The sequence below is a fragment of the Stenotrophomonas cyclobalanopsidis genome (assembly GCF_008710035.1).
Taxonomy (GTDB): Bacteria; Pseudomonadota; Gammaproteobacteria; order Xanthomonadales; family Xanthomonadaceae; genus Stenotrophomonas; species Stenotrophomonas cyclobalanopsidis.
On the sequence record NZ_VYKI01000002.1, the window covers coordinates 74,176 to 99,779 of the forward strand.

At 63.5% G+C, this 25,604-nt stretch carries 35 protein-coding genes; 1 reads left to right on the forward strand and 34 read right to left on the reverse strand.

The window, feature by feature from the left end; translation table 11 throughout:
* Positions 1-82: 82 nt before the first annotated feature.
* A complete protein-coding gene (locus FJU31_RS02160; RefSeq protein WP_188115433.1) occupies positions 83-1,270 on the reverse strand; it encodes a mechanosensitive ion channel family protein in 1,188 nt (395 codons plus the stop codon).
* Between the two features lie 552 nt (positions 1,271-1,822).
* On the reverse strand, positions 1,823-3,214 hold the full coding sequence (locus FJU31_RS02170) for a class II 3-deoxy-7-phosphoheptulonate synthase (RefSeq protein WP_079220766.1): 1,392 nt from the start codon (positions 3,212-3,214) through the stop codon (positions 1,823-1,825).
* A gap of 220 nt (positions 3,215-3,434) precedes the next feature.
* On the opposite strand from FJU31_RS02170, the gene FJU31_RS02175 reads away from it, so the two are divergent.
* Positions 3,435-5,567 (forward strand): TonB-dependent receptor, encoded by a 2,133-nt coding sequence (locus FJU31_RS02175; protein WP_150453311.1) that lies wholly within the window; start codon positions 3,435-3,437, stop codon positions 5,565-5,567.
* Positions 5,568-5,743: 176 nt separating this feature from the next.
* Here the strand turns inward: FJU31_RS02175 and FJU31_RS02180 are convergent, their stop codons facing one another.
* From FJU31_RS02180 to rpsL, 32 genes are all read right to left on the reverse strand, one after another.
* Complete coding sequence (locus FJU31_RS02180; protein ID WP_150453312.1) at positions 5,744-6,250, reverse strand: disulfide bond formation protein B; 507 nt, start codon at positions 6,248-6,250, stop codon at positions 5,744-5,746.
* A 231-nt stretch (positions 6,251-6,481) separates the two neighbouring features.
* Positions 6,482-6,865 (reverse strand): 50S ribosomal protein L17, encoded by a 384-nt coding sequence (gene rplQ, locus FJU31_RS02185; RefSeq protein ID WP_079220763.1) that lies wholly within the window; start codon positions 6,863-6,865, stop codon positions 6,482-6,484.
* A gap of 191 nt (positions 6,866-7,056) precedes the next feature.
* Positions 7,057-8,055: a DNA-directed RNA polymerase subunit alpha gene (locus tag FJU31_RS02190; protein WP_079220762.1), complete on the reverse strand. Its 999-nt coding sequence runs from the start codon at positions 8,053-8,055 to the stop codon at positions 7,057-7,059.
* Positions 8,056-8,110: 55 nt separating this feature from the next.
* Positions 8,111-8,740, reverse strand: coding sequence for a 30S ribosomal protein S4 (gene rpsD / locus FJU31_RS02195; protein WP_004145446.1), 630 nt, complete (start codon positions 8,738-8,740; stop codon positions 8,111-8,113).
* 15 nt (positions 8,741-8,755) lie between these two features.
* The gene (gene rpsK, locus FJU31_RS02200; protein WP_004145443.1) at positions 8,756-9,145 is read right to left on the reverse strand and encodes a 30S ribosomal protein S11; all 390 of its coding nucleotides are present in this window, start codon (positions 9,143-9,145) and stop codon (positions 8,756-8,758) included.
* An 11-nt stretch (positions 9,146-9,156) separates the two neighbouring features.
* On the reverse strand, positions 9,157-9,513 hold the full coding sequence (rpsM, locus tag FJU31_RS02205) for a 30S ribosomal protein S13 (protein ID WP_004145437.1): 357 nt from the start codon (positions 9,511-9,513) through the stop codon (positions 9,157-9,159).
* Positions 9,514-9,858: 345 nt separating this feature from the next.
* Complete coding sequence (gene secY / locus FJU31_RS02210; RefSeq protein ID WP_079220761.1) at positions 9,859-11,226, reverse strand: preprotein translocase subunit SecY; 1,368 nt, start codon at positions 11,224-11,226, stop codon at positions 9,859-9,861.
* A 7-nt stretch (positions 11,227-11,233) separates the two neighbouring features.
* Positions 11,234-11,677 carry a 50S ribosomal protein L15 gene (gene rplO, locus FJU31_RS02215; RefSeq protein WP_108758325.1) on the reverse strand — a complete coding sequence of 148 codons (444 nt, stop codon included), beginning with the start codon at positions 11,675-11,677 and terminating at the stop codon, positions 11,234-11,236.
* A gap of 6 nt (positions 11,678-11,683) precedes the next feature.
* On the reverse strand, positions 11,684-11,875 hold the full coding sequence (gene rpmD / locus FJU31_RS02220) for a 50S ribosomal protein L30 (protein WP_004154497.1): 192 nt from the start codon (positions 11,873-11,875) through the stop codon (positions 11,684-11,686).
* Positions 11,868-12,410, reverse strand: a complete 543-nt coding sequence (rpsE, locus tag FJU31_RS02225; RefSeq protein WP_004145411.1) for a 30S ribosomal protein S5 — start codon at positions 12,408-12,410, stop codon at positions 11,868-11,870. Before rpsE ends, rpmD begins: the two co-directional genes overlap by 8 nt.
* Positions 12,411-12,571: 161 nt before the next feature.
* On the reverse strand, positions 12,572-12,931 hold the full coding sequence (gene rplR / locus FJU31_RS02230) for a 50S ribosomal protein L18 (protein WP_024957318.1): 360 nt from the start codon (positions 12,929-12,931) through the stop codon (positions 12,572-12,574).
* An 80-nt stretch (positions 12,932-13,011) separates the two neighbouring features.
* Positions 13,012-13,536, reverse strand: coding sequence for a 50S ribosomal protein L6 (rplF, locus tag FJU31_RS02235; protein ID WP_108767852.1), 525 nt, complete (start codon positions 13,534-13,536; stop codon positions 13,012-13,014).
* 18 nt (positions 13,537-13,554) lie between these two features.
* Complete coding sequence (gene rpsH, locus FJU31_RS02240) at positions 13,555-13,953, reverse strand: 30S ribosomal protein S8 (protein ID WP_005408210.1); 399 nt, start codon at positions 13,951-13,953, stop codon at positions 13,555-13,557.
* Between the two features lie 257 nt (positions 13,954-14,210).
* A complete protein-coding gene (rpsN, locus tag FJU31_RS02245) occupies positions 14,211-14,516 on the reverse strand; it encodes a 30S ribosomal protein S14 (RefSeq protein WP_079220758.1) in 306 nt (101 codons plus the stop codon).
* A gap of 18 nt (positions 14,517-14,534) precedes the next feature.
* The gene (gene rplE, locus FJU31_RS02250) at positions 14,535-15,077 is read right to left on the reverse strand and encodes a 50S ribosomal protein L5 (RefSeq protein ID WP_079220757.1); all 543 of its coding nucleotides are present in this window, start codon (positions 15,075-15,077) and stop codon (positions 14,535-14,537) included.
* A gap of 11 nt (positions 15,078-15,088) precedes the next feature.
* Positions 15,089-15,406, reverse strand: coding sequence for a 50S ribosomal protein L24 (gene rplX, locus FJU31_RS02255; RefSeq protein WP_079220756.1), 318 nt, complete (start codon positions 15,404-15,406; stop codon positions 15,089-15,091).
* 16 nt (positions 15,407-15,422) lie between these two features.
* Entirely contained in the window at positions 15,423-15,791 is a 369-nt protein-coding gene (gene rplN / locus FJU31_RS02260) for a 50S ribosomal protein L14 (RefSeq protein WP_010483978.1), read from the reverse strand.
* Between the two features lie 11 nt (positions 15,792-15,802).
* Complete coding sequence (rpsQ, locus tag FJU31_RS02265; protein ID WP_079220755.1) at positions 15,803-16,072, reverse strand: 30S ribosomal protein S17; 270 nt, start codon at positions 16,070-16,072, stop codon at positions 15,803-15,805.
* An 11-nt stretch (positions 16,073-16,083) separates the two neighbouring features.
* A complete protein-coding gene (gene rpmC, locus FJU31_RS02270) occupies positions 16,084-16,269 on the reverse strand; it encodes a 50S ribosomal protein L29 (RefSeq protein WP_004145353.1) in 186 nt (61 codons plus the stop codon).
* Positions 16,269-16,682 carry a 50S ribosomal protein L16 gene (rplP, locus tag FJU31_RS02275; protein ID WP_004154486.1) on the reverse strand — a complete coding sequence of 138 codons (414 nt, stop codon included), beginning with the start codon at positions 16,680-16,682 and terminating at the stop codon, positions 16,269-16,271. The genes rpmC and rplP overlap by 1 nt, the downstream gene beginning before the upstream one ends.
* A gap of 5 nt (positions 16,683-16,687) precedes the next feature.
* Complete coding sequence (gene rpsC / locus FJU31_RS02280) at positions 16,688-17,422, reverse strand: 30S ribosomal protein S3 (RefSeq protein WP_004145350.1); 735 nt, start codon at positions 17,420-17,422, stop codon at positions 16,688-16,690.
* A gap of 18 nt (positions 17,423-17,440) precedes the next feature.
* Positions 17,441-17,776 (reverse strand): 50S ribosomal protein L22, encoded by a 336-nt coding sequence (gene rplV / locus FJU31_RS02285; protein WP_004145348.1) that lies wholly within the window; start codon positions 17,774-17,776, stop codon positions 17,441-17,443.
* A gap of 12 nt (positions 17,777-17,788) precedes the next feature.
* Positions 17,789-18,058, reverse strand: coding sequence for a 30S ribosomal protein S19 (rpsS, locus tag FJU31_RS02290; RefSeq protein WP_108767850.1), 270 nt, complete (start codon positions 18,056-18,058; stop codon positions 17,789-17,791).
* A 6-nt stretch (positions 18,059-18,064) separates the two neighbouring features.
* Positions 18,065-18,892 (reverse strand): 50S ribosomal protein L2, encoded by an 828-nt coding sequence (gene rplB / locus FJU31_RS02295; RefSeq protein WP_004145339.1) that lies wholly within the window; start codon positions 18,890-18,892, stop codon positions 18,065-18,067.
* A gap of 10 nt (positions 18,893-18,902) precedes the next feature.
* Positions 18,903-19,202 (reverse strand): 50S ribosomal protein L23, encoded by a 300-nt coding sequence (gene rplW / locus FJU31_RS02300; protein WP_079220754.1) that lies wholly within the window; start codon positions 19,200-19,202, stop codon positions 18,903-18,905.
* Entirely contained in the window at positions 19,199-19,804 is a 606-nt protein-coding gene (gene rplD, locus FJU31_RS02305; RefSeq protein WP_004145337.1) for a 50S ribosomal protein L4, read from the reverse strand. Before rplD ends, rplW begins: the two co-directional genes overlap by 4 nt.
* Positions 19,805-19,816: 12 nt before the next feature.
* Entirely contained in the window at positions 19,817-20,467 is a 651-nt protein-coding gene (gene rplC, locus FJU31_RS02310; protein ID WP_025879301.1) for a 50S ribosomal protein L3, read from the reverse strand.
* A gap of 11 nt (positions 20,468-20,478) precedes the next feature.
* The gene (gene rpsJ, locus FJU31_RS02315) at positions 20,479-20,790 is read right to left on the reverse strand and encodes a 30S ribosomal protein S10 (protein ID WP_010341589.1); all 312 of its coding nucleotides are present in this window, start codon (positions 20,788-20,790) and stop codon (positions 20,479-20,481) included.
* A 332-nt stretch (positions 20,791-21,122) separates the two neighbouring features.
* A complete protein-coding gene (tuf, locus tag FJU31_RS02320; RefSeq protein WP_079220753.1) occupies positions 21,123-22,313 on the reverse strand; it encodes an elongation factor Tu in 1,191 nt (396 codons plus the stop codon).
* Positions 22,314-22,364: 51 nt separating this feature from the next.
* A complete protein-coding gene (gene fusA, locus FJU31_RS02325; RefSeq protein ID WP_150453313.1) occupies positions 22,365-24,506 on the reverse strand; it encodes an elongation factor G in 2,142 nt (713 codons plus the stop codon).
* 138 nt (positions 24,507-24,644) lie between these two features.
* Positions 24,645-25,112, reverse strand: a complete 468-nt coding sequence (rpsG, locus tag FJU31_RS02330) for a 30S ribosomal protein S7 (protein WP_150453314.1) — start codon at positions 25,110-25,112, stop codon at positions 24,645-24,647.
* A 12-nt stretch (positions 25,113-25,124) separates the two neighbouring features.
* Entirely contained in the window at positions 25,125-25,499 is a 375-nt protein-coding gene (gene rpsL / locus FJU31_RS02335; RefSeq protein ID WP_004145320.1) for a 30S ribosomal protein S12, read from the reverse strand.
* Positions 25,500-25,604 lie beyond the last annotated feature (105 nt).

Consider the following 25,604-nt stretch of genomic DNA (forward strand, 5'->3'; position numbering starts at 1 on the left):
GGCTATCCTTCCACCCCTGGTCGCTCCGGGCCATGCCCGGCGGACGGCACGTGCCGCTGCGCTCGCCGGGCATGGCCCGGCGCTACCGTTCGGGTTCCGGCTCGCCCGGCACGATCGCAGCTTCACCATCCTCGGCCCCCGGCGAACGCACGTCCGCCGTGCGCGCACGCGGCCCGCGCGGCATGTCCAGCTCGTCCTCGTGCTGCAGGCGCGCACGCACCTGTGGTAGCGACTGCGGATGTTCGCGGGCAAGGAAATCGAGCATCCGTTCGCGCACCAGGCAGCGCAGGTCGAACGCATCACCAGAACTGCGCGCACTGACCAGCAGGCGCACCTGGATCGCACGCTCGCTGGTGTCGGTCACCTGGGTCACGCACACGCGGCCATCCCACAGCGGCTCGCCCCGGCAGATCCGCTCCAGCTCGGCGCGGATGGCCGCGATGGGCGCGCGGTAATCCAGCCAGAAGAACGCGGTACCCAGCAGGTCAGCGCTGCGCCGCGTCCAGTTCTGGAACGGGTTTTCGATGAACCAGGTCAACGGCACCACCATCCGCCGCTCGTCCCAGATGCGCACCACCACGTAGCTGCTCCCGATCTCCTCGATGCGCCCCCACTCGCCCTCAACGATCACCACGTCATCCAGGCGGATCGGCTGGGTCACCGCGATCTGCAGGCCTGCAATGAGGTTGCCGAACACCGGCTTGGCGGCGATACCGGCGACGAGGCCGATCAGGCCCGCCGACGCCAGCAGCGCCGAACCGATCTTGGCCACCATGTCGAACTGCAGCAGCACCAGCGAGGCGCCGAGCACGATGATGCCGCCCATGATCACCCGGCTGAGCACACGGGTCTGGGTCTGGATGCGGCGCGCTTCCAGGTTGTCGGCCACGTCGATGGGATTGCTGCGCAGGATCGCGCGCTCGATGGCGCCGACACCACGTACCAGCAACCAGATGAAGCAGGCCACCAGGCTGATGTGCAGGATGCGCTGCAGATTGCCCAGCAGCGGATCCTGCAGCGGCGTCGCCTGCAATGCGGGGATCAGCAGCAGCAGCGGCAACGCCGTGGCCAGCGGCAGGCCAAGCACGCGACCGATGCGCGCACGGCGCCTGTCGCGCCCTTTCAGCCGGTGATAGACCCACAGGATCACCCATGCACCGATGCCGCCGATCACCAGCGCCAACCCCAACGGCCATGCATAGGCCTGCATGTGCTCCCAATGCACTCTTGCCACCTCCACTCGAACACGCGAGTGGACAGGGTCGCGCATGAGGCATGAGTGTGTTGTATGCAGGGCTGATGCCCTGCACCCGCAGAGGCAACGTCAACGTCAACGTCAACTTCAGGAGCCGGCTTTCCGTGGGATGGCGGGGTGGGCCCGGTTGAGGGGGACGCTGCAAGTACGTCCATGTAAGCTCGGTCGCCGCATCCATGCGGCTCACGCCCCCTCAACCGGACCCACCCCGCCTTCGACAGTTCCCTCGATCTGACGGTACGGCACGGGGTCGGAGCCCGTTGCTGCGCAACGGGCTCCGACCCCATTTTGAATATTGATATCTGACAGAAAAATCGTGTCGACCAACGGTCGACACCTACCAACAGCCGCGAGAAACAACCGTCGCCGTTACCAACAGCCGCGCGAACCTGTTGAAGGCGGGGCGGTGTCGGATTGCGGGGTGTCCGCGGCATGGATGCCGCGGCCAAGCCTACAAGGACGTACTTGCGGCGTCCCCGCAATCCGACACCGCCCCGCCATCCCACGGAATGCAGGCGTTTGACGTTGCTTCGGCAGGTGCAGGGCTGCAAGCCCTGCAGAAAAAACCTACCTCGCCTGCTCCTGCTTGCGCACGATCGCCATCGCAATCTCCAGCGACTGCTCATAGTTCAACCGCGGGTCCACCGTCGACCGGTACGCACGCTCCAGGTCACGCTCGGTCAACTCACGCGCACCGCCGGTGCATTCGGTCACGTCCTCACCGGTCAACTCCAGGTGCACGCCACCCAGCCGCGTGCCCGCCGCCGCATGCAGGTCGAAGGACATCTCCACTTCGCCGCGCACGTTGTCGAAGCGACGCGTCTTGAAGCCGTTCGCCGTGCTCTCGGTATTGCCGTGCATCGCATCGCACACCCACAGCACGCGGCGGCCATCGCGCTTCACCGCGTCCAGCAACGGCGGCAGCTTCTCGGCAATCTGCGCCGCACCCATGCGGTGAATGAAACTCAGGCGGCCGGGTTCATCGTCCGGGTTCAGCACGTCGATCAAGCGCAGCAGCTGGTCCGGCTGCACCGACGGGCCCACCTTGATCGCGATCGGATTGCGCACGCCACGCAGGTACTCCACGTGCGCGCCATCCAGCGCGGCCGTGCGCATGCCGATCCACGGGTAATGCGTGCTCAGGTTCAACCAGCCCTGCTGGCGCGGCACCTGCCGGGTCAGCGCCTGCTCGTACGGCAGCAGCAGCGCTTCGTGCGAGGTGTAGAAGTCGATGCGGTTGAGGTTGTGCACGCGGGCCCCGGCCAGGGTCTCCATGAAGTGCACCGCGTCGCCGATCGAGGCCACCATCTTCTGGTACTCGGCGGCCAGCGGCGAATGCCGCACCCACTCCAGGTTCCAGTATTCGGGGTGGTGCAGGTCGGCGAAGCCACCATCGATCAGCGCCCGCACGAAGTTCATCGTCATCGCCGAATGCGCGTGGGCCTGCAGCATCCGCTTCGGGTCCGGCAGGCGCGCGGCCTCGGTGAACGCCGGCGCATTGATCACATCGCCCCGGTAGCTCGGCAGCGTCACGCCATCGCGGGTCTCGGTATCGGCCGAGCGCGGCTTGGCGTACTGGCCGGCGAAACGGCCGACGCGGATCACCGGCTGGCGCAGGCCGTGCACCAGCACCAGGCTCATCTGCAGCAGCACCTTCAGCCGGTTGGAGATCGTGCCCGATTCGCAGTCGCTGAAATTTTCCGCGCAGTCACCGCCCTGCAGCAGGAAGCGCTTGCCTTCCTGCGCGTCGGCCAGCTGCTGCTTCAGCGCCAGGATCTCCCACGAGGTCACCAGCGGCGGCAGCCGCTTCAGCTCATGCAGGGCGGCATCCAGCGCGATGGGATCGGGATAGGTCGGCATCTGCAGGGCGGTCTTGCCACGCCAGCTCTCCGGCGACCAGCCAGCGCCGGCGGCGGTCGCAGCGGGATCGGAGACGGGCGGAACGGCGGACAGGCTCATTGCAGGATTCCGGGGTGGGGGGCAGTCATGGTCGCAGAGCCGGCCGCTGTCGCAAAGGCCCGGCCGCCGTCTGCACATGCCTGAACACCGGAGAAAGAGCAACGCGATCGGCCACAAACCGCATGACCACACCCGCCCGGACAGGCGCATGATTCGCCACGCAGTGTTACGAAGTAACAAACCCATCCCCTCTTCCGGCCCCTTCCACAGCCCATCCGCCATGAAGCCCTCCCTGCTCGCTACCGGCATCACCTTCGCCCTGGTCCTGGCCAGCCTGCCCTCCCTCGCCCTGGCCGCCGATGCCGCCACTGACGCCGCCCCGGTGAAGGACCTCGACACGGTCACTGTCAGCGCCCAGCTCGACCAGGCGCGCAACGCGCTGTCGCCCGACATCGGCAGCAGCCAGTACCAGATCACCGCCGAGGACATCCAGAAGCAGCCGCTGGGCGCGTCCGCGCCGCTCAGCCAGGTGCTGCTGCAGGCGCCGGGCGTGGTCCAGGATTCCTACGGTGGCGTGCACGTGCGCGGCGACCACGCCAACCTGCAGTACCGCATCAACGGCGTGCTGCTGCCCGAGTCGATCTCCGGCTTCGGCCAGACCCTGGACGCGCGCACGATCAAGAGCATCCGCCTGATGGACGGCGCGCTGCCGGCACAGTTCGGCGAGCGCACCGCCGCGGTGGTCGACATCACCACCCGCAGCGGCGCCGACCTTGGCAATGGCGGCAGCGTCGGCATCACCACCGGCTCGTTCGGCAAGGTCAATCCGAATGCCTCCTGGTGGGGCTCGCAGGGGTGCTGGAGCTGGTTCCTGACCGGAAACTACGACCAGAACGACGTCGGCCTGGAAAACCCGACCCGCTCGCGCAGGCCGGAACATGACGACACCCATCAGGGCAAGGCCTTCGCCGACCTGACCTACCTGGTCAACGACACCACGCGCCTGAGCGTGTTCGCCGGCTTCGCCAACAACCGCTTCCAGATTCCGGTCAACCCGGGCCAGACCCCGCAATTCGGCTACCTGGACACCACCACCTTCGATTCCAGCCAGCTGGATGAGACCCAGCGCGAGACCACCCGCTTCGGCATGCTGGTGCTGCAGGGCACGCTGGGCGAGACCGCGTACCAGGTCTCGGCCGGTCAGCGCTACAGCGATGTCGGCTTCAATCCCGACGTAGCCGGCGACCTGGTGTTCAGTGGCGTCGCCTCGCAGGTCCAGCGCAGCAACCGCGCCAACACGCTGCAGGCGGACTTCTCCACGCCGCTGGGCGACAACCACACCCTGCGCTATGGCGTGTACGGCAACCAGGAGCGTGCCCGCGCCAGCAACAACAGCTGGGTGTTCCCGGTCGACGACGACGGCGCACAGACCAGCACCACGCCGCTGCAGATTGCCGACAGCAGCGCGTTCAAGGCCACCACGATGGCGGTCTACGTGCAGGACGAGTGGAAGATCGGCGACGACTGGACGGTCAACTACGGCCTGCGCGGTGACCGCTACAAGGCCTTCGGCCAGACCGAGGGCCAGCTCAGCCCGCGCCTGGGCGTGGTCTGGACGGCCAGCGACAGCACCACCGTGCACGCCGGCTACTCGCGCTACTTCACCCCGCCGGCCAGCGAGCTGATCGCCACCAGCGACATCAGCCTGTATGACGGCACCACCAACGCGCAGCCGTCCGGTGGCAACAACATTCCGCTGGCCGAGCGCAGCGACTACTACGACATCGGCGTCTCCCAGCAGGTCGGCGAGCACCTGACCCTGGGCTTGGACGCCTATGACCGCCGCGTCTCGCGCCTGCAGGACGAAGGCCAGTTCGGCGCCGCCTACATCTACTCGACGTTCAACTACCGTCGCGGCCACATCCGCGGTCTGGAATTCAGCGCCGACTACAGCAACGGTCCGTTCAGTGCCTACTTCAACGCAGCCCTGAACAAGGCCATCGGTACCGACGTCATCACCAGCCAGTACAACCTCGACCCGGAGGCCCTGGCCTATGTGGCCGACCACTGGATCCACCTGGACCACGACCAGAAGCTGACCTCGTCGGGTGGCTTCAGCTACGCCTTCGCCGGCCACAACCGCATCGGTGCGACCTACGTGTTCGGCAGCGGCCTGCGCTCGGATACCGATACGGTGCCCAACGGTGGCGAGCTGCCGTCTTACCTGCAGGTGAACCTGAGTGCCGGCCACGACTTCAACGCCGACAGCGGGCATCCGCTGCACGTGCAGGTGGCGGTGATCAACGCACTGGATCGCAGCTACCAGCTGCGTGATGGCGGCGGTGTCGGCGTGTTCGCGCCGCAATGGGGCCCGCGCCGCGGTGCCTACCTGAGCCTGCAGCAGGACTTCTGAGAACGCTCGGCGTGTGGACCGGCAGGTAACCTGGGTAACCTGTAGAGCCGAGCCTACGCTCGGCTGAACTGTCGGACGCTTGGCGGAGCCGAGCATGGGCTCGGCGCTACAGCATCGGTTTCATGAAACGGGGTCGGACCCTTTGCCATGCAAAGGGATCCGGCCCCGTTCTGCTTTCAGCGCTTGACCTTGCGCAGCGACACCACCAGCGCCCACAGCGCCAGCAGCGCGAACCACACGCCGGACCACATCGGCATGGTCATGCCCAGCAAGGTCCAGTCGATGTTGCCGCAGTTGCCGGTACCGGTCAGCACGGTGCGGAAGACTTCCATCGGGCCCATCGTCTCGCTCAGGAAGGCCAGCGGCGGGCCACAGGTGGAGCCCATTTCCGGCGGCAGCATCTGCACGTACACGTGGCGCGCGGCAATGCCGAAGCCGACAGCGGCAGCGATGAAGGCGAGGATGCCGTAGGTCGCGCGACCCGGGCGGTTTGACGGGCCGTGCACGGCACCGATCAGGAACAACAGGCCGAGCGCGGCGAACGCCAGGCGCTGGAAGATGCACAACGGACAGGGCTCCAGGCCCATCTTCAGCTGCAGGAAGATGGCGAAGCCGAGCAGGCCCACGCAGATCAGGAAGCCCAACAGGAACTGGGCGCGGAAGGGCCAGCGCAAAGGATTCATCGTCAACGCTCGAACGGATCAGGCGCCAAGCGTAACCGAGAGCGCGCCCCGTTCGAACTGCCACACGGCACGCCTGTCGGAACGGTGTGGGTCAGATCCCTTTGTCGGTAGCGCCTGGCCACGCCCGGCGAGCGCAGCGGACATGGAAACGCCGGGCATGGCCCGGCGCTACCAGAACGCAAAAGCCCGGCAGAGGCCAGGCTTTCGCTGTGTCGCGTTGGAGCGGTCCGATTACTCGGCCACTTCCTCGGCTACGGCCGGACGGTCGACCAGCTCGACGTAGGCCATCGGAGCGTTGTCGCCGGCGCGGAAGCCGCACTTCAGCAGACGCAGGTAGCCGCCCGGACGGTTCGCGTAGCGCGGGCCCAGGATGGTGAACAGGTTGCCCACGGCTTCGTTGTCACGCAGACGGGCGAAGGCCAGACGGCGGTTGGCGACGGAGTCGACCTTGGCCAGGGTGATCAGCGGCTCGGCAACGCGGCGCAGTTCCTTGGCCTTCGGCAGGGTGGTCTTGATCAGCTCGTGCTTGAACAGCGAGGCGGCCATGTTCTTGAACATCGCTTCGCGGTGGGCGCTGGTGCGGTTGAACTTACGGCCAGACTTCATGTGACGCATGGTGATATTCCTTGGTTAATGATGAGGCTGTGTGGATCGTTGTCGCCATCCTGGCGTTGCTGCGCGGACTGCGGTTGGTCCTGGCCATCCGTCCTGGACGACCTGCCCGCGAACCTGCGGTTCGTCATGGCGATGTGTTGCTGCGTTGAAGGCCCCACCGCGAACGGTGGAGCCTCCACGCCTTACCGATATCAGCCCAGCATGCCGTGGCTGGCGACACCGGCCGGCGGCCAGTTCTCCAGCTTCATGCCGAGGGACAGGCCGCGCTGAGCCAGCACTTCCTTGATCTCGGTGAGCGACTTCTTGCCCAGGTTCGGGGTCTTCAGCAGCTCCACTTCGGTCTTCTGGATCAGATCGCCGATGTAGTAGATGCTTTCGGCCTTCAGGCAGTTGGCCGAACGCACGGTCAGCTCCAGATCGTCGATCGGGCGCAGCAGCACCGGATCCACGCCGTTGTTGGCCGGCTTGGCTGCACCGCGGTCGCGGTGGGTGAAGTCACCGAACACCGACAGCTGGTCGCTGAGGATGTCGGCGGCGGTGCGCACGGCTTCCTCGGCGTCGATGGTGCCGTTGGTCTCGATATCGATGACCAGCTTGTCCAGGTCGGTACGCTGTTCGACACGTGCCGCTTCCACGGCATAGGCGACGCGGCGGACCGGCGAGAACGAGGCATCCAGGACCAGGCGGCCGATGGCACGGGTTTCTTCGTCCGGACGACGACGCGCGGCAGCCGGCTGGTAGCCGAAACCACGTTCGATCTTCAGACGCATGTTGATCGCCGTATCCTTGGTCAGGTGGCAGATCACGTGATCGCTGTTCAGGATCTCCACATTGTGGTCGACCTTGATGTCAGCGGCAGTGACAACGCCCGGACCCTGCTTGGACAGGGACAGGGTGGCGCTGTCGCCGGAATGCATACGGATGGCCACGTCCTTCAGGTTCAGCAGGACTTCGAGCACGTCCTCCTGCAGACCTTCGACCGTGGTGTACTCGTGCAACACGCCGTCGATTTCGACTTCCGTGATGGCGAAGCCCGGGATGGACGACAGCAGCACGCGACGCAGGGCATTACCCAGCGTATGCCCGTAACCCCGCTCCAAAGGTTCGATAACGACCTTTGCACGGGTGTCGGTAAGGCGTTCGATCTGCGGACCGCGAGGACGCAGAACCTGGTTGGCGGTAACCGTCATGTTGCGGGTTCTCCTAGTGAACCCCCGGCCGTCGCCGGGGGCTCTCCAATGTGAATTACTTCGAATACAGCTCGACGATCAGCGCTTCGTTGATGTCCGCAGGCAGATCCGAACGATCCGGAACAGCCTTGAAGATGCCGGTGAACTTGCCGGAATCCACTTCCACCCACGACGGGCTCAGGTCATGCTGGGCGGCGACGGTCAGGGCTTCCTGGACGCGCAGCTGCTTGGCAGCCTTTTCAGACAGAGCGATGGCGTCGCCAGCCTTGACCTGGTACGAAGCCAGGTTGACCGACTTGCCATTCACGGTGACGCCGCGGTGCGACACCAGCTGACGGGCAGCCGGACGGGTCACGGCGAAGCCCATGCGGTAGACGACGTTGTCCAGGCGGGTTTCCAGCAGCTGCAGCAGGTTCTCGCCGGTGTTGCCCTTCTTGGTCGAGGCCTTCTTGTAGTAGTTGCGGAACTGACGCTCCAGCAGGCCGTAGATACGCTTGACCTTCTGCTTTTCACGCAGCTGGGTGGCGTAGTCGGACAGCTTGCCCTTGCGGGCAGTGGCGCCGTGCTGGCCGGGCTTCTGCTCCAGCTTGCACTTGGAGTCCAGCGCACGCGCCGGGCTCTTCAGGGACAGGTCGGCGCCTTCGCGACGGGCGAGCTTACAGGTAGGACCGATATAACGAGCCATTTCTTATCGCTCCCTTTAGACGCGACGCTTCTTCGGCGGACGGCACCCGTTGTGCGGGATAGGCGTCACGTCGATGATGTTGGTGATCTTGTAGCCGACGTTGTTCAACGAACGCACGGCCGACTCACGGCCCGGACCCGGACCCTTGATGCGGACTTCCAGCGACTTCACGCCGTAGTCCAGCGCAGCACGACCGGCCTTTTCAGCAGCCACCTGGGCAGCGAACGGGGTCGACTTGCGCGAGCCGCGGAAGCCAGCGCCACCGGAGGTCGCCCACGACAGAGCGTTGCCCTGGCGGTCGGTGATGGTCACGATGGTGTTGTTGAACGAAGCGTGGACGTGGGCAACGCCGTCGGTGACGACGCGCTTGATCTTCTTCTTGGTCTTAGCAGCAGGCTTAGCCATTTATAGGTCCCTTACTTCCTGATCGCCTTGCGCGGGCCCTTGCGGGTGCGGGCGTTGGTACGGGTGCGCTGGCCACGCAGCGGCAGGCCGCGACGGTGACGCAGGCCGCGGTAGCAGCCCAGGTCCATCAGGCGCTTGATCGCGATGCCGATTTCACGGCGCAGATCGCCTTCCACGATGTACTTGCCGACTTCGGCGCGCAGGCGCTCGATTTCCGGCTCCGACAGATCGCGGATCTTGGTGGTCGAAGCAACGCCTGCGACTTCGCAGACCTTCTTCGAACGGGTACGGCCGATGCCGTAAATGCTTTGCAACCCGACCCAGACGTGCTTCTGGGCTGGCAGGTTGACGCCTGCAATACGCGCCATGACGCGGTTCTCCAGCTGAGTGATGGCCGACAGCGCGCCTCGGGCACGCCAATCCGGCAGGATGGATCAAAAAAGTGAACTAGCGATACTAACAAGGTTCCGGTTTACATGGAAGCCCGTGAAACATTGAAGTTTCATGGACCCGGCCTGGGGAGTGTGCCCAGGCTCCGGCGCCGGACAAGGTTGGACCTGGGTTTCCCCGGGGCCGCCCGCGCTACTCCAGCGCAGGACCACCTCGCCACACCCCCACCCGGAACCGCTGCGGGGGCCGCCCTTCGTTTGTGTGGCCAGAGTCCGCGAAGCGGAGGACCATCACGTCAGGAAGACGAAAGTATAACAGGCTTATCAGCCGCGGGCAAAACCGCCGCGGTTGCCGCCCTTCAGGTTGGCCTTCTTCAGCAGGCTCTCGTACTGGTGGGACATCAGGTGCGCCTGCACCTGGGCGATGAAGTCCATCACCACCACCACGACGATCAGCAGCGAAGTGCCACCGAAGTAGAACGAGGCGTTCAGCTGCGTGCGCATCAGTTCCGGCAGCAGGCAGACGATCACCAGGTAGGCCGAACCGGCAGCGGTCAGGCGGGTCAGCACGCCGTCGATGTAGTCGGCGGTGGCCTTGCCCGGACGGATGCCCGGAATCAGCGCGCCCGACTTCTTCAGGTTGTCGGCGGTTTCCTGCGAGTTGAACACCAGCGCGGTATAGAAGAACGCGAAACCGGTGATCAGCGCAGCGAACACGATCATGTGCAGCGGCTCGCCCGGGCCCAGGGCGTTGGCGACCTTCTGCAGGGTCTGGCCGACGGCGCTCTGGTTGGCGGCCTGGCCGGACCACATGGCCAGGGTGGCCGGGAAGGCCAGCAGGCTCGAGGCGAAGATCGCCGGAATGACGCCGGCCATGTTCAGCTTCAGCGGCAGGAACGAGGTCTGGTTCATGTACGCGTTGCGACCGCCCTGGCGGCGCGCGTAGTTGACCGTGATCCGGCGCTGGCCGCGCTCGACGAACACCACGAAGAAGGTGAAGGCGAGGACGACGATGGCGATCAGCAGCAGCTGGATGAACTGGATGTTGCCGTCGCGGTAGGCATCGAAGGTGTGGATGACCGCACCCGGCAGGCCCGCCACGATACCGGCGAAGATGATCAGGGACACGCCGTTGCCGATGCCGCGCTCGGTGACCTGCTCACCGACCCACATCAGGAACATGGTGCCGGCGGTCAACGCAACCACGGCGGTGAGCACGAAGCCCATGCCCGGTGCGTAGACGACCGGAGCGCCCGACGGTGCCACCTGGTTCTGCAGCGCCAGGGCGATCGAACCGCCCTGCACCACCGCCAGCAGCACGGCGCCGATGCGCGAATACTGGGTGATCTTGCGACGGCCGGACTCACCTTCCTTCTGCATCGCCTTCAGGGCGGGGAAGATGTGGGTGGCCAGCTGCATCACGATCGATGCCGAGATGTACGGCATCACGTTGAGCGCGAAGATGCTCAAACGGTGCAGGGCGCCGCCCGAGAACATGTTGAACATGTCCACGATGCCGCCGCCCTGCTGTTGCATCATGGCAAGCATGGCATCGGGATTGACGCCCGGCACCGGCACATAACAGCCGATGCGATAGACGATCAAAGCCCCGACGACGAACAGCAAACGTTGGCGAAGTTCAGTGAACTTGCCCATTCCGCCCGCGAGGTTACCGATGCCAGCTTGCGCCATGATTTTCTTACTCCGTCACGCTGCCGCCGGCAGCTTCGATTGCAGCCTTGGCACCGGCCGTGGCAGCAATACCCTTCAGGGTGAACGCCTTGGTCAGTTCGCCCTTGAGGACGACCTTGGCCTTCTTTGCAGTGCTCGGGACCAGCTTGGCAGCACGCAGGGCGGCGAAGTCGATCTCACCGGCCGGCAGCTTGTCCAGCGCGTACAGCAGCACTTCAGCGGTGTCCTTGGCGATCGGCGAACGGAAGCCGATCTTCGGCAGACGACGCTGCATGGGGGTCTGGCCGCCTTCGAAGCCAGCCTTGATCTTGCCGCCACCCTTACGGGCGAACGAACCCTTGTGGCCGCGGCCGGCAGTCTTGCCCAGGCCCGAGCCGATACCACGACCGACGCGGGTACGCTCGGTGCGCGCGCCCGGTGCCGGGCTCAGTTCATTGAGACGCAGAGTCATGATCGATTACTCCTCAACCTTGACGAGGTAGTGAACGGTGTTGATCAGACCGCGAACCTGCGGGCTGTCCTTCAGTTCACGGACATCGTTGAGCTTGTTCAGGCCCAGGGCACGCACCGACAGGCGGTGACGCGACTGGGTACCACGCAGGCCGCGCACCAGGCGCACCTTCACAGTCTTGTTGGACTCATTAGCCATGGTTGAGTTCCTCCACCTTCTTGCCGCGCTTGGCCGCGATGCGCGCCGGCGACTGCGCAGCAGACAGGCCCTTCACGGTGGCACGCACCAGGTTGATCGGGTTGCGCGAACCGGTGGCCTTGGCCAGCACGTTCTTCACGCCAACCGCTTCCAGCACGGCGCGCATGGCACCGCCGGCGATGACGCCGGTACCTTCGGAAGCCGGCTGCATGAACACGCGGGCTGCGCCGTGACCATCCTTGATGGTGTGCCACAGGGTGCCGTTGTTCAGGTCAACGCTGACCAGGTTCTTGCGAGCCTGTTCCATCGACTTCTGGATGGCGACCGGCACTTCGCGCGCCTTGCCATAACCGAAACCGACCTTGCCTTCGCCGTCGCCGACCACGGTCAGGGCGGTGAAGGTGAACTGGCGGCCACCCTTGACGGTCTTGCTGACGCGGTTGACCGCGACCAGCTTTTCGATCATGCCGTCGTCGACTTTCTCTTCGCGGTTACGGTCGCGATCGCGACCCCGCTGCTGACGTTCTTCTGCCATCTTGATTCCTTGGTAGTTTGGGTATGTACGGCTCGAGGCCGCTTATGGTTGTGGAGTACCGCGTTGGTGCGGTGGGCCGCTGCAGAAGAGCGGCGCCGCCCCGCCTCACTCAGGCGGGCGAGCAGGCGGACAGGGGACGCGAGGTCCCCTGCCCTTATCCCTTAGAACTGCAGGCCGGCTTCGCGGGCGGCTTCTGCCAGGGCCTTGATGCGGCCGTGGTAGCGGTAGCCCGAACGATCGAAGGCAACCTTCTCGACGCCGGCGGCCTTGGCGCGCTCAGCAACGATACGGCCAACCTTGGCGGCGGCATCGGCGTTCTTGCCGTTCTTCAGGCCTTCCATGACGTCGGTCTGGGTGGTGTTGGCGGCAGCCAGCACCTTGGAACCGTCGGCGGTGAAGACCTGGGCGTACAGGTGCTGGCCGGTGCGCAGCACCGACAGGCGGGCGACGCCGAGCTCACGGATGTGGGCGCGGGTCGACTTGGCACGACGCAGGCGGGCGATGTTCTTGTTCATTTTGATTGTTCCTTGAAAGCTGAAGGAGAGGCTTTTCCCTGAGGAGTCCGCACAGGGATGTGCGGGCTCTTGCGAGGGACTCGCACTTACGCCTTCTTGGCTTCCTTACGGATGATGACTTCGTCGGAGTACTTCACGCCCTTGCCCTTGTACGGTTCCGGCTTGCGGAACGCACGGATCTTGGCGGCGACTTCACCGACGACCTGCTTGTCAGCGCCCTGCACCAGAATTTCGGTCTGGGTCGGGGTGGTGATGGTGATGCCTTCCGGCGCCACGAACACGATCGGGTGCGAGTAACCGAGCGACAGGCTCAGGTCCTTGCCCTGCATGGCAGCACGGTAACCCACGCCGACCAGCTCCAGCTTGCGCTCGAAGCCTTCGGACACACCCTTGACCATGTTGGCCAGGATCGCGCGGACGGTGCCGGTCAGCGGGACCAGGTCAGCGTTCTCGGTGCTCAGGGTGGCAACGCCGTTGTCGACGTTGATGGCAATGCCGGCCGGCTTCGGCAGCGACAGGGTGCCCTTCGGGCCCTTGACGGTGACGGAATCGGCCTGGACGTTCAGTTCAGTCTTACCCAGGGTGACGGGCTTCTTGGCTACGCGGGACATAGTATTACTCCTTTCGCCTTAGGCCACGAAGCACAGGACTTCGCCGCCGACGCCCAGCTGGCGCGCCTGCGCATCAGTCATGATGCCCTTGGAGGTGGAAATGATGGAGATGCCCAGGCCGTTCATGACCTTCGGCAGCTCGCTCTTGCCGCGGTACTGGCGCAGGCCCGAACGCGAGAAGCGCTTCAGGGTCGCGATGACCGGCTTGCCTTCGAAATACTTCAGCACGATTTCCAGCTCGGACTTGTTGTTTTCCAGCTGGGTCACGCGCAGGTCGGTGATGTAACCCTCGTCCTTCAGGACCTGGGCGATCGCAACCTTGATCTTGGACGACGGGGCTTTCACCGTCTGCTTGCCAACTGCGGCCGCATTCTTGATGCGGACCAGCAGGTCGGCGATGGGATCAGTCATGCTCATATGAGTACCTTTGAGTGCACCGATATCCGCTTTCGCGAAAATCTGTTGTCTCCTGGAAACGGGCCAGGTCCCTTGTTGCGGCAGGCCACTGGCCTGCCCTGCTACCCCGTTTGCACAGAGCAAGACGCGGGAGTATACGCCAAAAGAGCCCGGCTTGCGCCGGGCTCCCTGGTTTTTTTGCGTCGGGGAAGCTGAATGCCTCCCCTGCCCGGTTCAGGAACCCCCGAAGGGGCTCCTGATCACAGGGCCGGCTGGGATTACCAGCTGGCCTTGCGCAGACCCGGGACGTCGCCACGCATGGTGGCTTCGCGCAGCTTGTTACGGCCCAGGCCGAACTTGCTGTAGACGCCACGCGGACGACCCGACAGTTCGCAACGGTTGCGGTGGCGGCTCGGCGACGAATCGCGCGGCAGCTTGGCCAGCTTGGTTGCGGCGTCGATCTTCTCTTCGTAGGTCGCGTCCACGGAGGACACGATCTTCTTCAGAGCCGCACGCTTTTCAGCGTACTTCTTTGCCAGCTTTTCCCGCTTGATGTCGCGGTTGACCATGGAGGTCTTTGCCATTTCGGATTCCTCGACGGATCAGTTACGGAACGGGAACTTGAACGCTGCCAGCAGCGCCTTCGCTTCCGCATCGGTCTTCGCAGTGGTGGTGATGGCGATATCCATGCCGCGGATCGCGTCGACAGCGTCGAAGTCGATTTCCGGGAAGATGATCTGTTCCTTCACACCCATGTTGAAGTTGCCGCGACCGTCGAAGGAACGACCGGACACACCACGGAAGTCGCGCACGCGCGGCAGCGAGATGTTGATCAGGCGATCCAGGAACTCGTACATCTTGTGGCGACGCAGCGTGGTCTTGCAGCCGATCGGCCAACCATCACGGATCTTGAACGACGCAACCGACACACGCGACTTGGTGACAACCGGCTTCTGGCCGGAAATCTTGGTCATGTCGCCGACGGCGTTTTCCAGGATCTTCTTGTTGGTGGCCGCTTCGCCGACACCCATGTTCAGGGTGACCTTGACAAGCTTCGGCACTTCCATCGGATTGGTGTAACCGAACTGCTTCATCAGCGCCGGTACCACTTCTTCCTTGTAGAACTTTTCGAGACGGGAACTCATCTTCTCATTCCTCAGGCGTCAAGCGCCTCACCGCTGGAGCGGAACACACGCAGTTTGCGTCCATCCTCCAGCACCTTGAAGCCAACGCGTTCGCCCTTGCCCGAAGCCGGGTTCAGCACATTCACGTTGGAGATATGGATCGAAGCTTCGCGCTCGACCACGCCGCCGGCAACACCTGCCTGCGGGTTCGGCTTGGTGTGGCGCTTGACGATGTTCACGTTGCCGACGACCACGCGGTCGCCGTCGACGCGGACGACTTCGCCCTGCTTGCCCTTGTCCTTGCCAGCGTTGACGACAACCTGGTCGCCCTTCTTGATACGGTTAGCCATGATTATCTCCTGTCGCTCACAGCACTTCGGGAGCGAGCGAGACGATCTTCATGAACTTCTCCGAACGAAGTTCACGAGTCACCGGCCCGAAGATACGGGTGCCGATCGGCTCCTGCTTGTTGTTCAGCAGGACGGCAGCGTTGCCGTCGAAGCGGATCAGCGAACCGTCGGCGCGACGCACACCCTTGCGGGTACGCACCACGACGGCGTCATACACTTCACCCTTCTTGACCTTGCCGCGCGGAATCGCATCCTTCACGGTGACCTTGATGATGTCGCCGATGCCGGCGTAACGGCGCTTGGAACCACCCAGCACCTTGAAGCACATCACCTGCTTGGCACCCGAATTGTCCGCGACGTCAAGGTAGCTCTGCATCTGGATCATGATTCAGCTCCTTATTCAGCCGCGCGCGTGATGACTTCCACCACGCGCCAGTTCTTGGTCTTGGACATCGGAGCAATCTCGGTCACGCGGACGACATCGCCTTCCTTGCAGGCGTTGTCGGCATCGTGGGCGTGCAGCTTCGTCGAGCGCTTGATGTACTTGCCGTACAGCGCGTGCTTGACCTGACGCTCAACCAGGACGGTAACCGTCTTGTCCATCTTGTTGCTGACGACACGGCCTTCGACCGTGCGCAGCGCTTTGTTTTCGATATTGTCGCTCATAGCGGCCGTCCTTACTTCGTGCTGCCGAGCAGCGTCTTGACGCGAGCGATCTCGCGACGGACGCGGCGGATATCGTGAGTCTTCGGCAGCTGGCCGGTGACCTGCTGCATACGGACAGAGAACTGTTCCTTACGCAGGTCGATCAGGTGGGCCTTCAGTTCGTCAGCCGACTTTTCACGGAGAGTTTTCAGTTCCATCAGCGCACCGTCCGGGTCACGAAAGTGGTGGTGACCGAGAGCTTGGCGGCGGCCAGGCGGAACGCCTCGCGTGCCACTTCCTCCGAGACACCCTCGATTTCATAGATCATGCGGCCGGGCTGGATCTGGGCCACCCAGTATTCCACGTTGCCTTTACCCGAACCCATTCGAACTTCGATGGGCTTCTTGGTGATGGGCTTGTCGGGGAACACACGGATCCACATCTTGCCGCCGCGCTTGACGTAGCGGCTGATCGAGCGGCGGGCCGCTTCGATCTGACGCGCGGTCAGCTGACCGTGGGCGGTTGCCTTGAGGCCGTATTCGCCGAAGCTGACAGCGTTGGCGCTCCAGCTCAGGCCGTCGTTACGGCCCTTGTGCACCTTGCGGTACTTGGTTCGCTTGGGTTGCAACATTGTCGTTACCTCGCTTCACGAGCCGGGCGCTGACGGTCACCGCGGTCGCCGCGATCGTGACGATCGTTGCGCGACGGGGTGTCGTCCTGCTTTTCCTGGCCAACCTGGGAGAAATCGAAGACCTCGCCCTTGTAGATCCAGACCTTGATGCCGATGATGCCGTAGGTCGTCTTGGCTTCAGCGAAGCCATAGTCGATGTCGGCACGCAGGGTGTGCAGCGGCACGCGGCCTTCGCGGTACCACTCCGAACGGGCGATTTCTGCACCGTTGAGGCGGCCACCCACGTTGACCTTGATGCCCAGGGCACCCAGGCGCATCGCGTTGCCGACCGAGCGCTTCATGGCGCGGCGGAACATGATGCGGCGCTCCAGCTGCTGGGCGATCGACTCGGCAACGAGCTGAGCGTCCAGTTCCGGCTTGCGCACTTCGGTGACGTTGATGTGCGCCGGGACGCCCATCATCTCGCTCACTTCCTTGCGCAGCTTCTCGATGTCCTCACCGCGCTTGCCGATCACCACGCCCGGACGGGCGGTGTGGATCGTCACGCGAGCGGTCTTGGCCGGACGCTCGATCAGGATCTTGCTGATGCCGGCCTGAGCCAGCTTCTTGCGCAGCATTTCGCGCACTTTCAGGTCGGCTGCCAGGTAACCAGCGAACTCGGCCTTGTTGGCGTACCACTTGGAGTTCCAGTCCTTGGAAATGCCGAGGCGGATACCAATCGGATGAACTTTATGACCCATGGTCTTTTCCTTATCCGCTTACTTGGCGGCGCCCACAACCACAGTGATGTGGCTGGTGCGCTTGAGGATGCGGGTACCGCGGCCTTTCGCCCGCGCCATGAAACGCTTCAGGGTCGGACCTTCATCAACCATGATGGTCTGAACCTTCAGCTCGTCGACGTCGGCGCCCTGGTTGTTCTCGGCATTTGCAATAGCCGACTCCACCACCTTCTTGATCAGGTGGGCAGCCTTCTTGTCCGAGAACTTCAGCAGGTTGACCGCACGTTCGGCCGGCAGACCGCGCACCTGGTCAGCGACCAGACGAGCCTTCTGCGGGGAGATGCGCGCAGTGCGCAGGATGGCTTTCGCTTCCATTGTCATCTCTCCTTACTTGCCCGACTTCTTGTCACCACCGTGACCCTTGAAGGTCCGGGTGATGGCAAATTCGCCGAGCTTGTGGCCGACCATGTTCTCGTTGACGAGAACCGGGATGTGGTTCTTGCCGTTATGCACGGCAATGGTGACGCCTACCATGTCAGGCAGGATCATCGAACGACGCGACCAGGTCTTGACCGGACGCTTGCTACCCGCAGCGGCAGCCACCTTAGCAACCAGGTGGTGATCGACAAACGGGCCCTTCTTGAGTGAACGTGCCATGGTCGATTAGCCCCTACGATCGCGGACGATGAACTGCTGAGTGCGCTTGTTATGGCGCGTCTTGTAACCCTTGGTCGGGACACCCCACGGGGTGACCGGATGCGGATTACCCTGGCCGGCCTTGGCCTCACCACCACCGTGCGGGTGGTCAACCGGGTTCATGGCAGCACCACGAACGGTCGGGCGGACGCCGCGCCAACGCTTGGCACCGGCCTTGCCCAGCTTTTCCAGGCTGTGCTCGTCGTTGCCGACTTCACCGATGGTGGCGCAGCACTCGACCGGAACCTTACGCATTTCACCCGAGCGCAGGCGCAGGGTGGCGTAGATGCCTTCGCGGGCAACCAGCTGCACGGCCGCACCAGCGGCGCGGGCGATCTGAGCGCCCTTGCCGGGCTTCAGTTCGATGCAGTGGATGGTGGTACCGACCGGGATGTTGCGCAGCGGCAGGGTGTTGCCCGCCTTGATCGGGGCATCCGAACCAGCGATCACCTGATCACCAGCCTTCAGGCCCTTCGGGGCGATGATGTAGCGACGCTCGCCGTCGACGTAGCACAGCAGGGCAATGTGGGCGGTGCGGTTCGGATCGTATTCGATGCGTTCCACGCGCGCCGGGATGCCCAGCTTGTTGCGCTTGAAGTCGATGATGCGGTAGTGCTGCTTGGCACCACCACCGACGTGACGCACGGTGATGCGGCCATGGTGGTTACGACCACCCGAGCGGCTCTGCGACTCGACCAGTGCGGCGTGCGGAGCACCCTTGTGCAGGTCGGGGGTAACCACGCGCACGGCCGAACGGCGGCCGGGGGAAGTGGGCTTGAATTTCATCAATGGCATGGGATGTACCTCAGGCCTTGGCCGTTACATCGATCGACTGGCCGTCGGCCAGGCGAACGTACGCCTTACGCCAATCGCCGCGGCGGCCAGCACGGTTACGGAAGGACTTGTTCTTGCCCTTGACGTTGACCACGTTGACAGCCTCGACCTTGACGCCGAACAGCTGCTCGACCGCGGCCTTTACATCGGCTTTGGTGGCTTCGTTCGAAACTTCGAAGGCATACTGGTTGGAAAGTTCCTGAATGCGAGCGGTCTTTTCGGAGACACGCGGGGCACGCAGCACGCTGAAGATTTTTTCGTTGCTGTTCATGCCAGCCACTCCTCGACCTTCTTGACCGCATCAGCGGTGATGACGACCGTGTCGGCACCGACCAGCGACACCGGGTCCAGACCCTGGACGTCACGCACCTGCACGTACGGCAGATTGCGAGCGGACAGGTACAGGTGCTCGGAGGCTTCTTCAGTGACGATCAGCGGGCGCTTGCCCACTTCCAGGCCGGCCAGCTTGGCGATCAGACCCTTCGTGTTGGTCACTTCGACATCGAAGGACTCCACGATGGTCAGACGGCCCTGACGGTTCAGCTCGGACAGGATCGCGCACATGGCGGCACGGTACTGCTTACGATTGACCTTCTGCTCGAAGCTGCGCGGCTTTGCCGCGAAGGTGACACCGCCGCCGACGAAGATCGGAGCCGTCAGTGCGCCATGACGCGCGCCGCCGCCCTTCTGCTTCTTCGACTTCTTGGTGGTACCTGCCACTTCGGAGCGAGTCTTCTGCGCCTTGGTGCCGGCGCGACCGGCGTTGCGGTAAGCAACGACGACCTGGTGGACCAGATCTTCGCTGAAATCGCGACCGAACACGGCGTCGGAGACCGAGACCTTGTTGTTGCTACCCGTGATAACGAGTTCCATCGTCATCTCTCCTTATGCCTTGCTCGCCGGACGGACGATCACGTCGCCACCCGCCGCACCCGGAACGGCGCCGCGAACCGCGATCAGACCGCGCTCCACGTCGACCTTGACCACTTCCAGGTTCTGCGTGCTCTGCTGCACTGCGCCCATGTGGCCCGACATCTTCTTGCCCGGGAAAACGCGACCCGGGGTCTGGCGCTGGCCCAAGGAACCCGGCGCGCGATGCGACAGCGAGTTACCGTGGGTTGCATCGCCCATACGGAAGTTGTAGCGCTTGATGGTGCCCTGGAAGCCCTTACCCTTGGTGACACCCTGGACGTCGACGATCTGGCCGACTTCGAAGATGTCCGCCTTGACTTCGCCGCCAACGGCGAAATCGCCGAGCTGCGCGTCTTCAACGCGGAATTCCCACAGGCCACGACCCGCTTCCACCTTCGCCTTGGCGAAGTGGCCGGCTTCCGGCTTGTTGACCAGGGCAGCGCGACGAGCGCCGACGGTCACCTGCACGGCGCTGTAGCCGTCGGTTTCGACGGTCTTGATCTGCGCGATGCGGTTGGGGGTTGCTTCGATCAGGGTCACCGGGATGGAGCGGCCATCTTCGGTGAACACGCGGCTCATGCCAGCCTTGCGGCCCACGAAGCCCAACGAATACTTCTTCGTCATGGTCGTAGTCCTCAGGTCAGCTTGATCTGAACGTCGACGCCGGCAGCCAGTTCGAGCTTCATCAGCGCGTCCACGGTCTTGTCATTCGGGTCAACGATATCGAGCACGCGCTTGTGCGTGCGGGTCTCGTACTGGTCACGCGCGTCTTTGTCAACGTGCGGGGAGACGAGGATGGTGTAACGCTCGATCTTGGTCGGCAGCGGGATCGGGCCACGCACTTGCGCGCCGGTCCGCTTGGCCGTCTCAACGATCTCGCTGGCCGAACGATCGATCAGACGATGATCGAACGCTTTCAGCCGGATCCGGATCTTTTGGTCCGCCATGGCGGTAGGTTCCTTCGTTAAAAGAGCGACAGACAAAGCCTCTGGGTTGCTTTGTCCCATGAAATCCCTGAATACGGACGGCCCGCACTCCTGCAGGCCGACAAGGTCAATCCGTAGACCTCAAAAACGTAGGCAGACCTAGAAACAGGCCTGCCCAGACGACGAAGCATAATGGCACACAAGGCAGCTGTCAACAGCTTCCTGTTGACGCCGCCTGAATGGCATTGACCCTTCCTGGTCCGGGGAACACAAGGCACATCCTGTGCCTACTTTCCCGTTTGATACGCCCCGATGCCCTACCCAGGCAACATCGGGGCGCAGAGTGTAGCAGATTACTCGAGGATGCTGGCAACCACGCCGGCGCCGACGGTACGACCACCTTCGCGGATTGCGAAGCGCAGGCCGGCGTCCATTGCGACCGGGTTGATCAGGGTGACAACCATCTTGATGTTGTCGCCCGGCATCACCATCTCGACGCCTTCCGGCAGCTCAACCGCACCGGTGATGTCGGTGGTACGGAAGTAGAACTGCGGACGGTAGCCCTTGAAGAACGGGGTGTGACGGCCACCTTCATCCTTCGACAGCACGTAGACTTCGGCGTCGAACTTGGTGTGCGGCTTGATCGAACCCGGCTTGGCCAGGACCTGGCCACGCTCGACGTCGTCACGCTTGGTGCCGCGCAGCAGCAGACCGGCGTTGTCGCCTGCCTGGCCCTGGTCCAGCAGCTTGCGGAACATTTCGACGCCGGTCACGGTGGTCTTCTGCACCGGACGGATGCCGACGATTTCGATTTCTTCGCCGACCTTGATCACGCCGCGCTCGATACGACCGGTCACCACGGTGCCGCGGCCCGAGATCGAGAACACGTCTTCCACCGGCATCAGGAACGGCTTGTCGACGTCACGCTCCGGGGTCGGGATCCAGCTGTCGAGAGCTTCGACCAGCTTGATCACGGCCGGCACGCCGATGTCGCTCTGGTCGCCTTCCAGCGCCAGGCGGGCCGAACCCGAGATGATCGGGGTGTCGTCGCCCGGGAAGTCGTACTTGCTCAGCAGCTCGCGGACTTCCATTTCGACCAGTTCCAGCAGCTCGGCATCGTCAACCATGTCGGCCTTGTTCAGGAACACGACGATGTACGGCACGCCGACCTGACGCGACAGCAGGATGTGCTCGCGGGTCTGCGGCATCGGGCCGTCAGCGGCCGAGCACACCAGGATCGCGCCGTCCATCTGGGCAGCACCGGTGATCATGTTCTTGACGTAGTCAGCGTGGCCCGGGCAATCGACGTGGGCGTAGTGACGGGTGGTGGATTCGTATTCGACGTGCGCGGTCGAGATCGTGATACCACGAGCCTTCTCTTCCGGAGCGGCGTCGATTGCCGAGTAATCCTTGAATTCGCCACCGAAGCGCTCGGCGCCGATCTTGGTCAGCGCGGCGGTCAGCGTGGTCTTGCCGTGATCGACGTGACCGATGGTGCCGACGTTGACGTGCGGCTTGGTGCGCTCGAACTTACCCTTTGCCATTGTTGTATCCCTTGATTGTCGTAAGTGGTTTCACGAGAGGCTGAGCGAGGCTCAGCCCTTCTTCATGACGGCTTCGGCGATGTTGTTCGGCGCCGGCTCGTAATGGTCGAATTCCATGGTGAAGGTGGCGCGGCCCTGGGTCTGCGAACGCAGAGCCGTGGCGTAACCGAACATTTCACCCAGCGGGATCATCGCGTTGATGATCGAAGCGGAGCCGTCACCGGTGGTGTCAGAACCCTGCAGCACGCCGCGACGACGGCTCACGTCGCCCATCACGTCACCCTGGTAATCCTCCGGGGTCACGATCTCGACCTTCATGATCGGCTCCAGCAGAACCGGCTTGGCCTTGGCGAAGCCCTGCTTGAAGGCCATCGACGATGCCAGCTTGAACGCCATTTCCGAGGAGTCGACGTCGTGGTACGAACCGAAGACCAGCTTGACCTTCACGTCCACCACCGGGAAGCCAGCCAGCGGACCGCTGGTGATGGTTTCGCGCAGGCCCTTTTCGATCGAAGGAATGAATTCCTTCGGAATCACGCCGCCGGTGATGTCATTGACGAACAGGAAGTCGTCCTTGATGTTGGCCGACAGCTTGGCATCGGCACGGTCTTCAGCGGTCAGCGGCGACAGCTCGATCACGACGTGACCGTATTGACCCTTACCACCGGACTGCTTGGCGTGCTTGTAGTCCGACTTGACGTCGGCCAGGGTGATGGTTTCGCGGTAGGCAACCTGCGGCGCGCCGACGTTGGCTTCAACGTTGAACTCGCGCTTCAGGCGGTCGACGATGATGTCCAGGTGCAGCTCGCCCATGCCCGAGATGATGGTCTGGCCGGATTCTTCGTCGGTCTTGACGCGGAACGACGGATCTTCCTGCGCCAGGCGGCCCAGGGCCAGACCCATCTTTTCCTGGTCCGACTTGGTCTTCGGCTCGACAGCCATCGAGATCACCGGCTCCGGGAACGTCATGCGCTCCAGGATGATCGGCTGGTCGACCGAGCACAGGGTGTCACCGGTGGTGGTGTCCTTCAGGCCCACGGCAGCGGCGATGTCACCCGCCAGAACTTCCTTGATTTCTTCGCGGTTGTTCGAATGCATCTGCAGGATGCGGCCGATGCGCTCCTTCTTGCCCTTCACCGAGTTCAGGACGGTGTCGCCACCGTTCAGGGTGCCCGAGTAGACACGGAAGAAGGTCAGCGCGCCGACGAACGGGTCGGTGATGATCTTGAAGGCCAGCGACGAGAACGGAGCCTTGTCGTCGGACTTGCGGCTCATGGCGACGTTTTCGTCATCCACGTCGGTACCGGTCACGTCCGGCACGTCGACCGGCGACGGCAGCAGCTGGATCACGCCGTCGAGCATGGCCTGCACGCCCTTGTTCTTGAACGCCGAACCGCAGTACATCGGGACGATTTCGGTGGCCAGGGTACGGGTACGCAGCGCGTTGATGATTTCGGACTCGGCCAGCTCTTCGCCGCCCAGGTACTTTTCCATCAGCTCTTCACTGGCTTCAGCCGCCGCTTCGATCATGAAGGTACGGGCTTCTTCAGCCTTTTCCTGCAGGTCGGCCGGGATGTCGCCGTATTCGAACTTCATGCCCTGCGAGGCTTCATCCCAATGGATGGCCTTCATCTTCAGCAGGTCGACGACGCCCTTGAAGCCGTCCTCGGCACCGATCGGCAGCTGCATCGGCACGGCGACAGCGCCGAGCTTGGCCTTCAGCTGGTCACGGACCTTGTAGAAGTTGGCGCCGGTGCGGTCCATCTTGTTGACGAACGCAATGCGCGGCACCTTGTAACGGTTGGCCTGGCGCCACACGGTTTCCGACTGCGGCTGCACGCCACCGACGGCACACAGCACGAACACCGCACCGTCGAGCACGCGCAGCGAACGCTCGACTTCGATGGTGAAGTCGACGTGCCCGGGGGTGTCGATGATGTTGAAGCGGTGCTCCGGCAGGGACTTGTCCATGCCCTTCCAGAACGCGGTGGTGGCAGCGGACTGGATCGTGATGCCACGCTCCTGCTCCTGCTCCATCCAGTCCATGGTGGCGGCGCCGTCGTGCACTTCACCGATCTTGTGGCTCTTGCCGGTGTAGAACAGGATGCGCTCGGACGTGGTGGTCTTGCCGGCATCGATGTGAGCCATGATGCCGAAGTTACGGTAACGCTCGATGGGAGTGGAACGGGCCACGGGGAGCCTCTCAGATTTCTTGGATTTCGGATGGCCGAACGCCGCCTTGCGGCGGCCTTCGGATTGGCGCAGCCCTTCCGGGGCCGCGAGGCAGCACCGATGTGGTGCTGCCCTGCCTGTTTTACAAGGCCGTCAAACTCACCAGCGGTAGTGGGCGAAGGCCTTGTTGGCTTCGGCCATGCGGTGGGTTTCTTCGCGCTTCTTGATGGCGCCGCCACGGTTTTCCGAGGCGTCGATCAGTTCAGCAGCCAGCTTCTTCGGCATGGTGTTCTCACCACGCTTGCGCGCGGAGTCGATCAGCCAGCGCATGGCCAGAGCCATCTTGCGCGATGCACGCACTTCGACCGGCACCTGGTAGGTGGCACCACCGACACGGCGCGACTTCACTTCGACCGACGGAGCGACGTTGTCCAGAGCCTTCTGCACCAGCTCGATCGAGTTGGCGTTCTTCTCGGAGATGACGTCCATGGCACCGTACACGATCTTTTCAGCGACGGACTTCTTGCCGCTCAGCATGACCATGTTGATGAAACGGGCGATGGTTTCGCTTCCGTGCTTCGGATCCGGCAGGACGGAACGCTGCGGAGTATTACCCTTACGCGACATAGTGGTCTCTCCTTATGCCTTCGGACGCTTGGCGCCGTACTTGGAACGGGCCTGGCGACGCTTGGCAACGCCGGCGGCGTCGAGCGAGCCACGAACGGTGTGGTAACGCACACCCGGCAGATCCTTGACGCGACCGCCACGGATCAGGACCACGGAGTGCTCCTGCAGGTTGTGGCCTTCGCCGCCGATGTAGGAAATGACTTCTTCCTGGTTGGTCAGGCGGACCTTGGCAACCTTGCGGAGAGCCGAGTTCGGCTTCTTCGGGGTGGTGGTGTAAACGCGCGTGCAGACGCCACGGCGCTGCGGGCACTTGTCGAGCGCCGGCGAGGCACTCTTGTACGTGGTAGCTTGCCGCGGCTTGCGGACCAGCTGGTTGATCGTCGCCATCAGTAGGTTCTTCTGATTGGTGGCCGGAAATCCGGCCAGAGATGCGGAAATGTTAAAGCAGGCCAAAATTCTGGCCTGCTGAGACAGACGATTGTAGCAACCTGT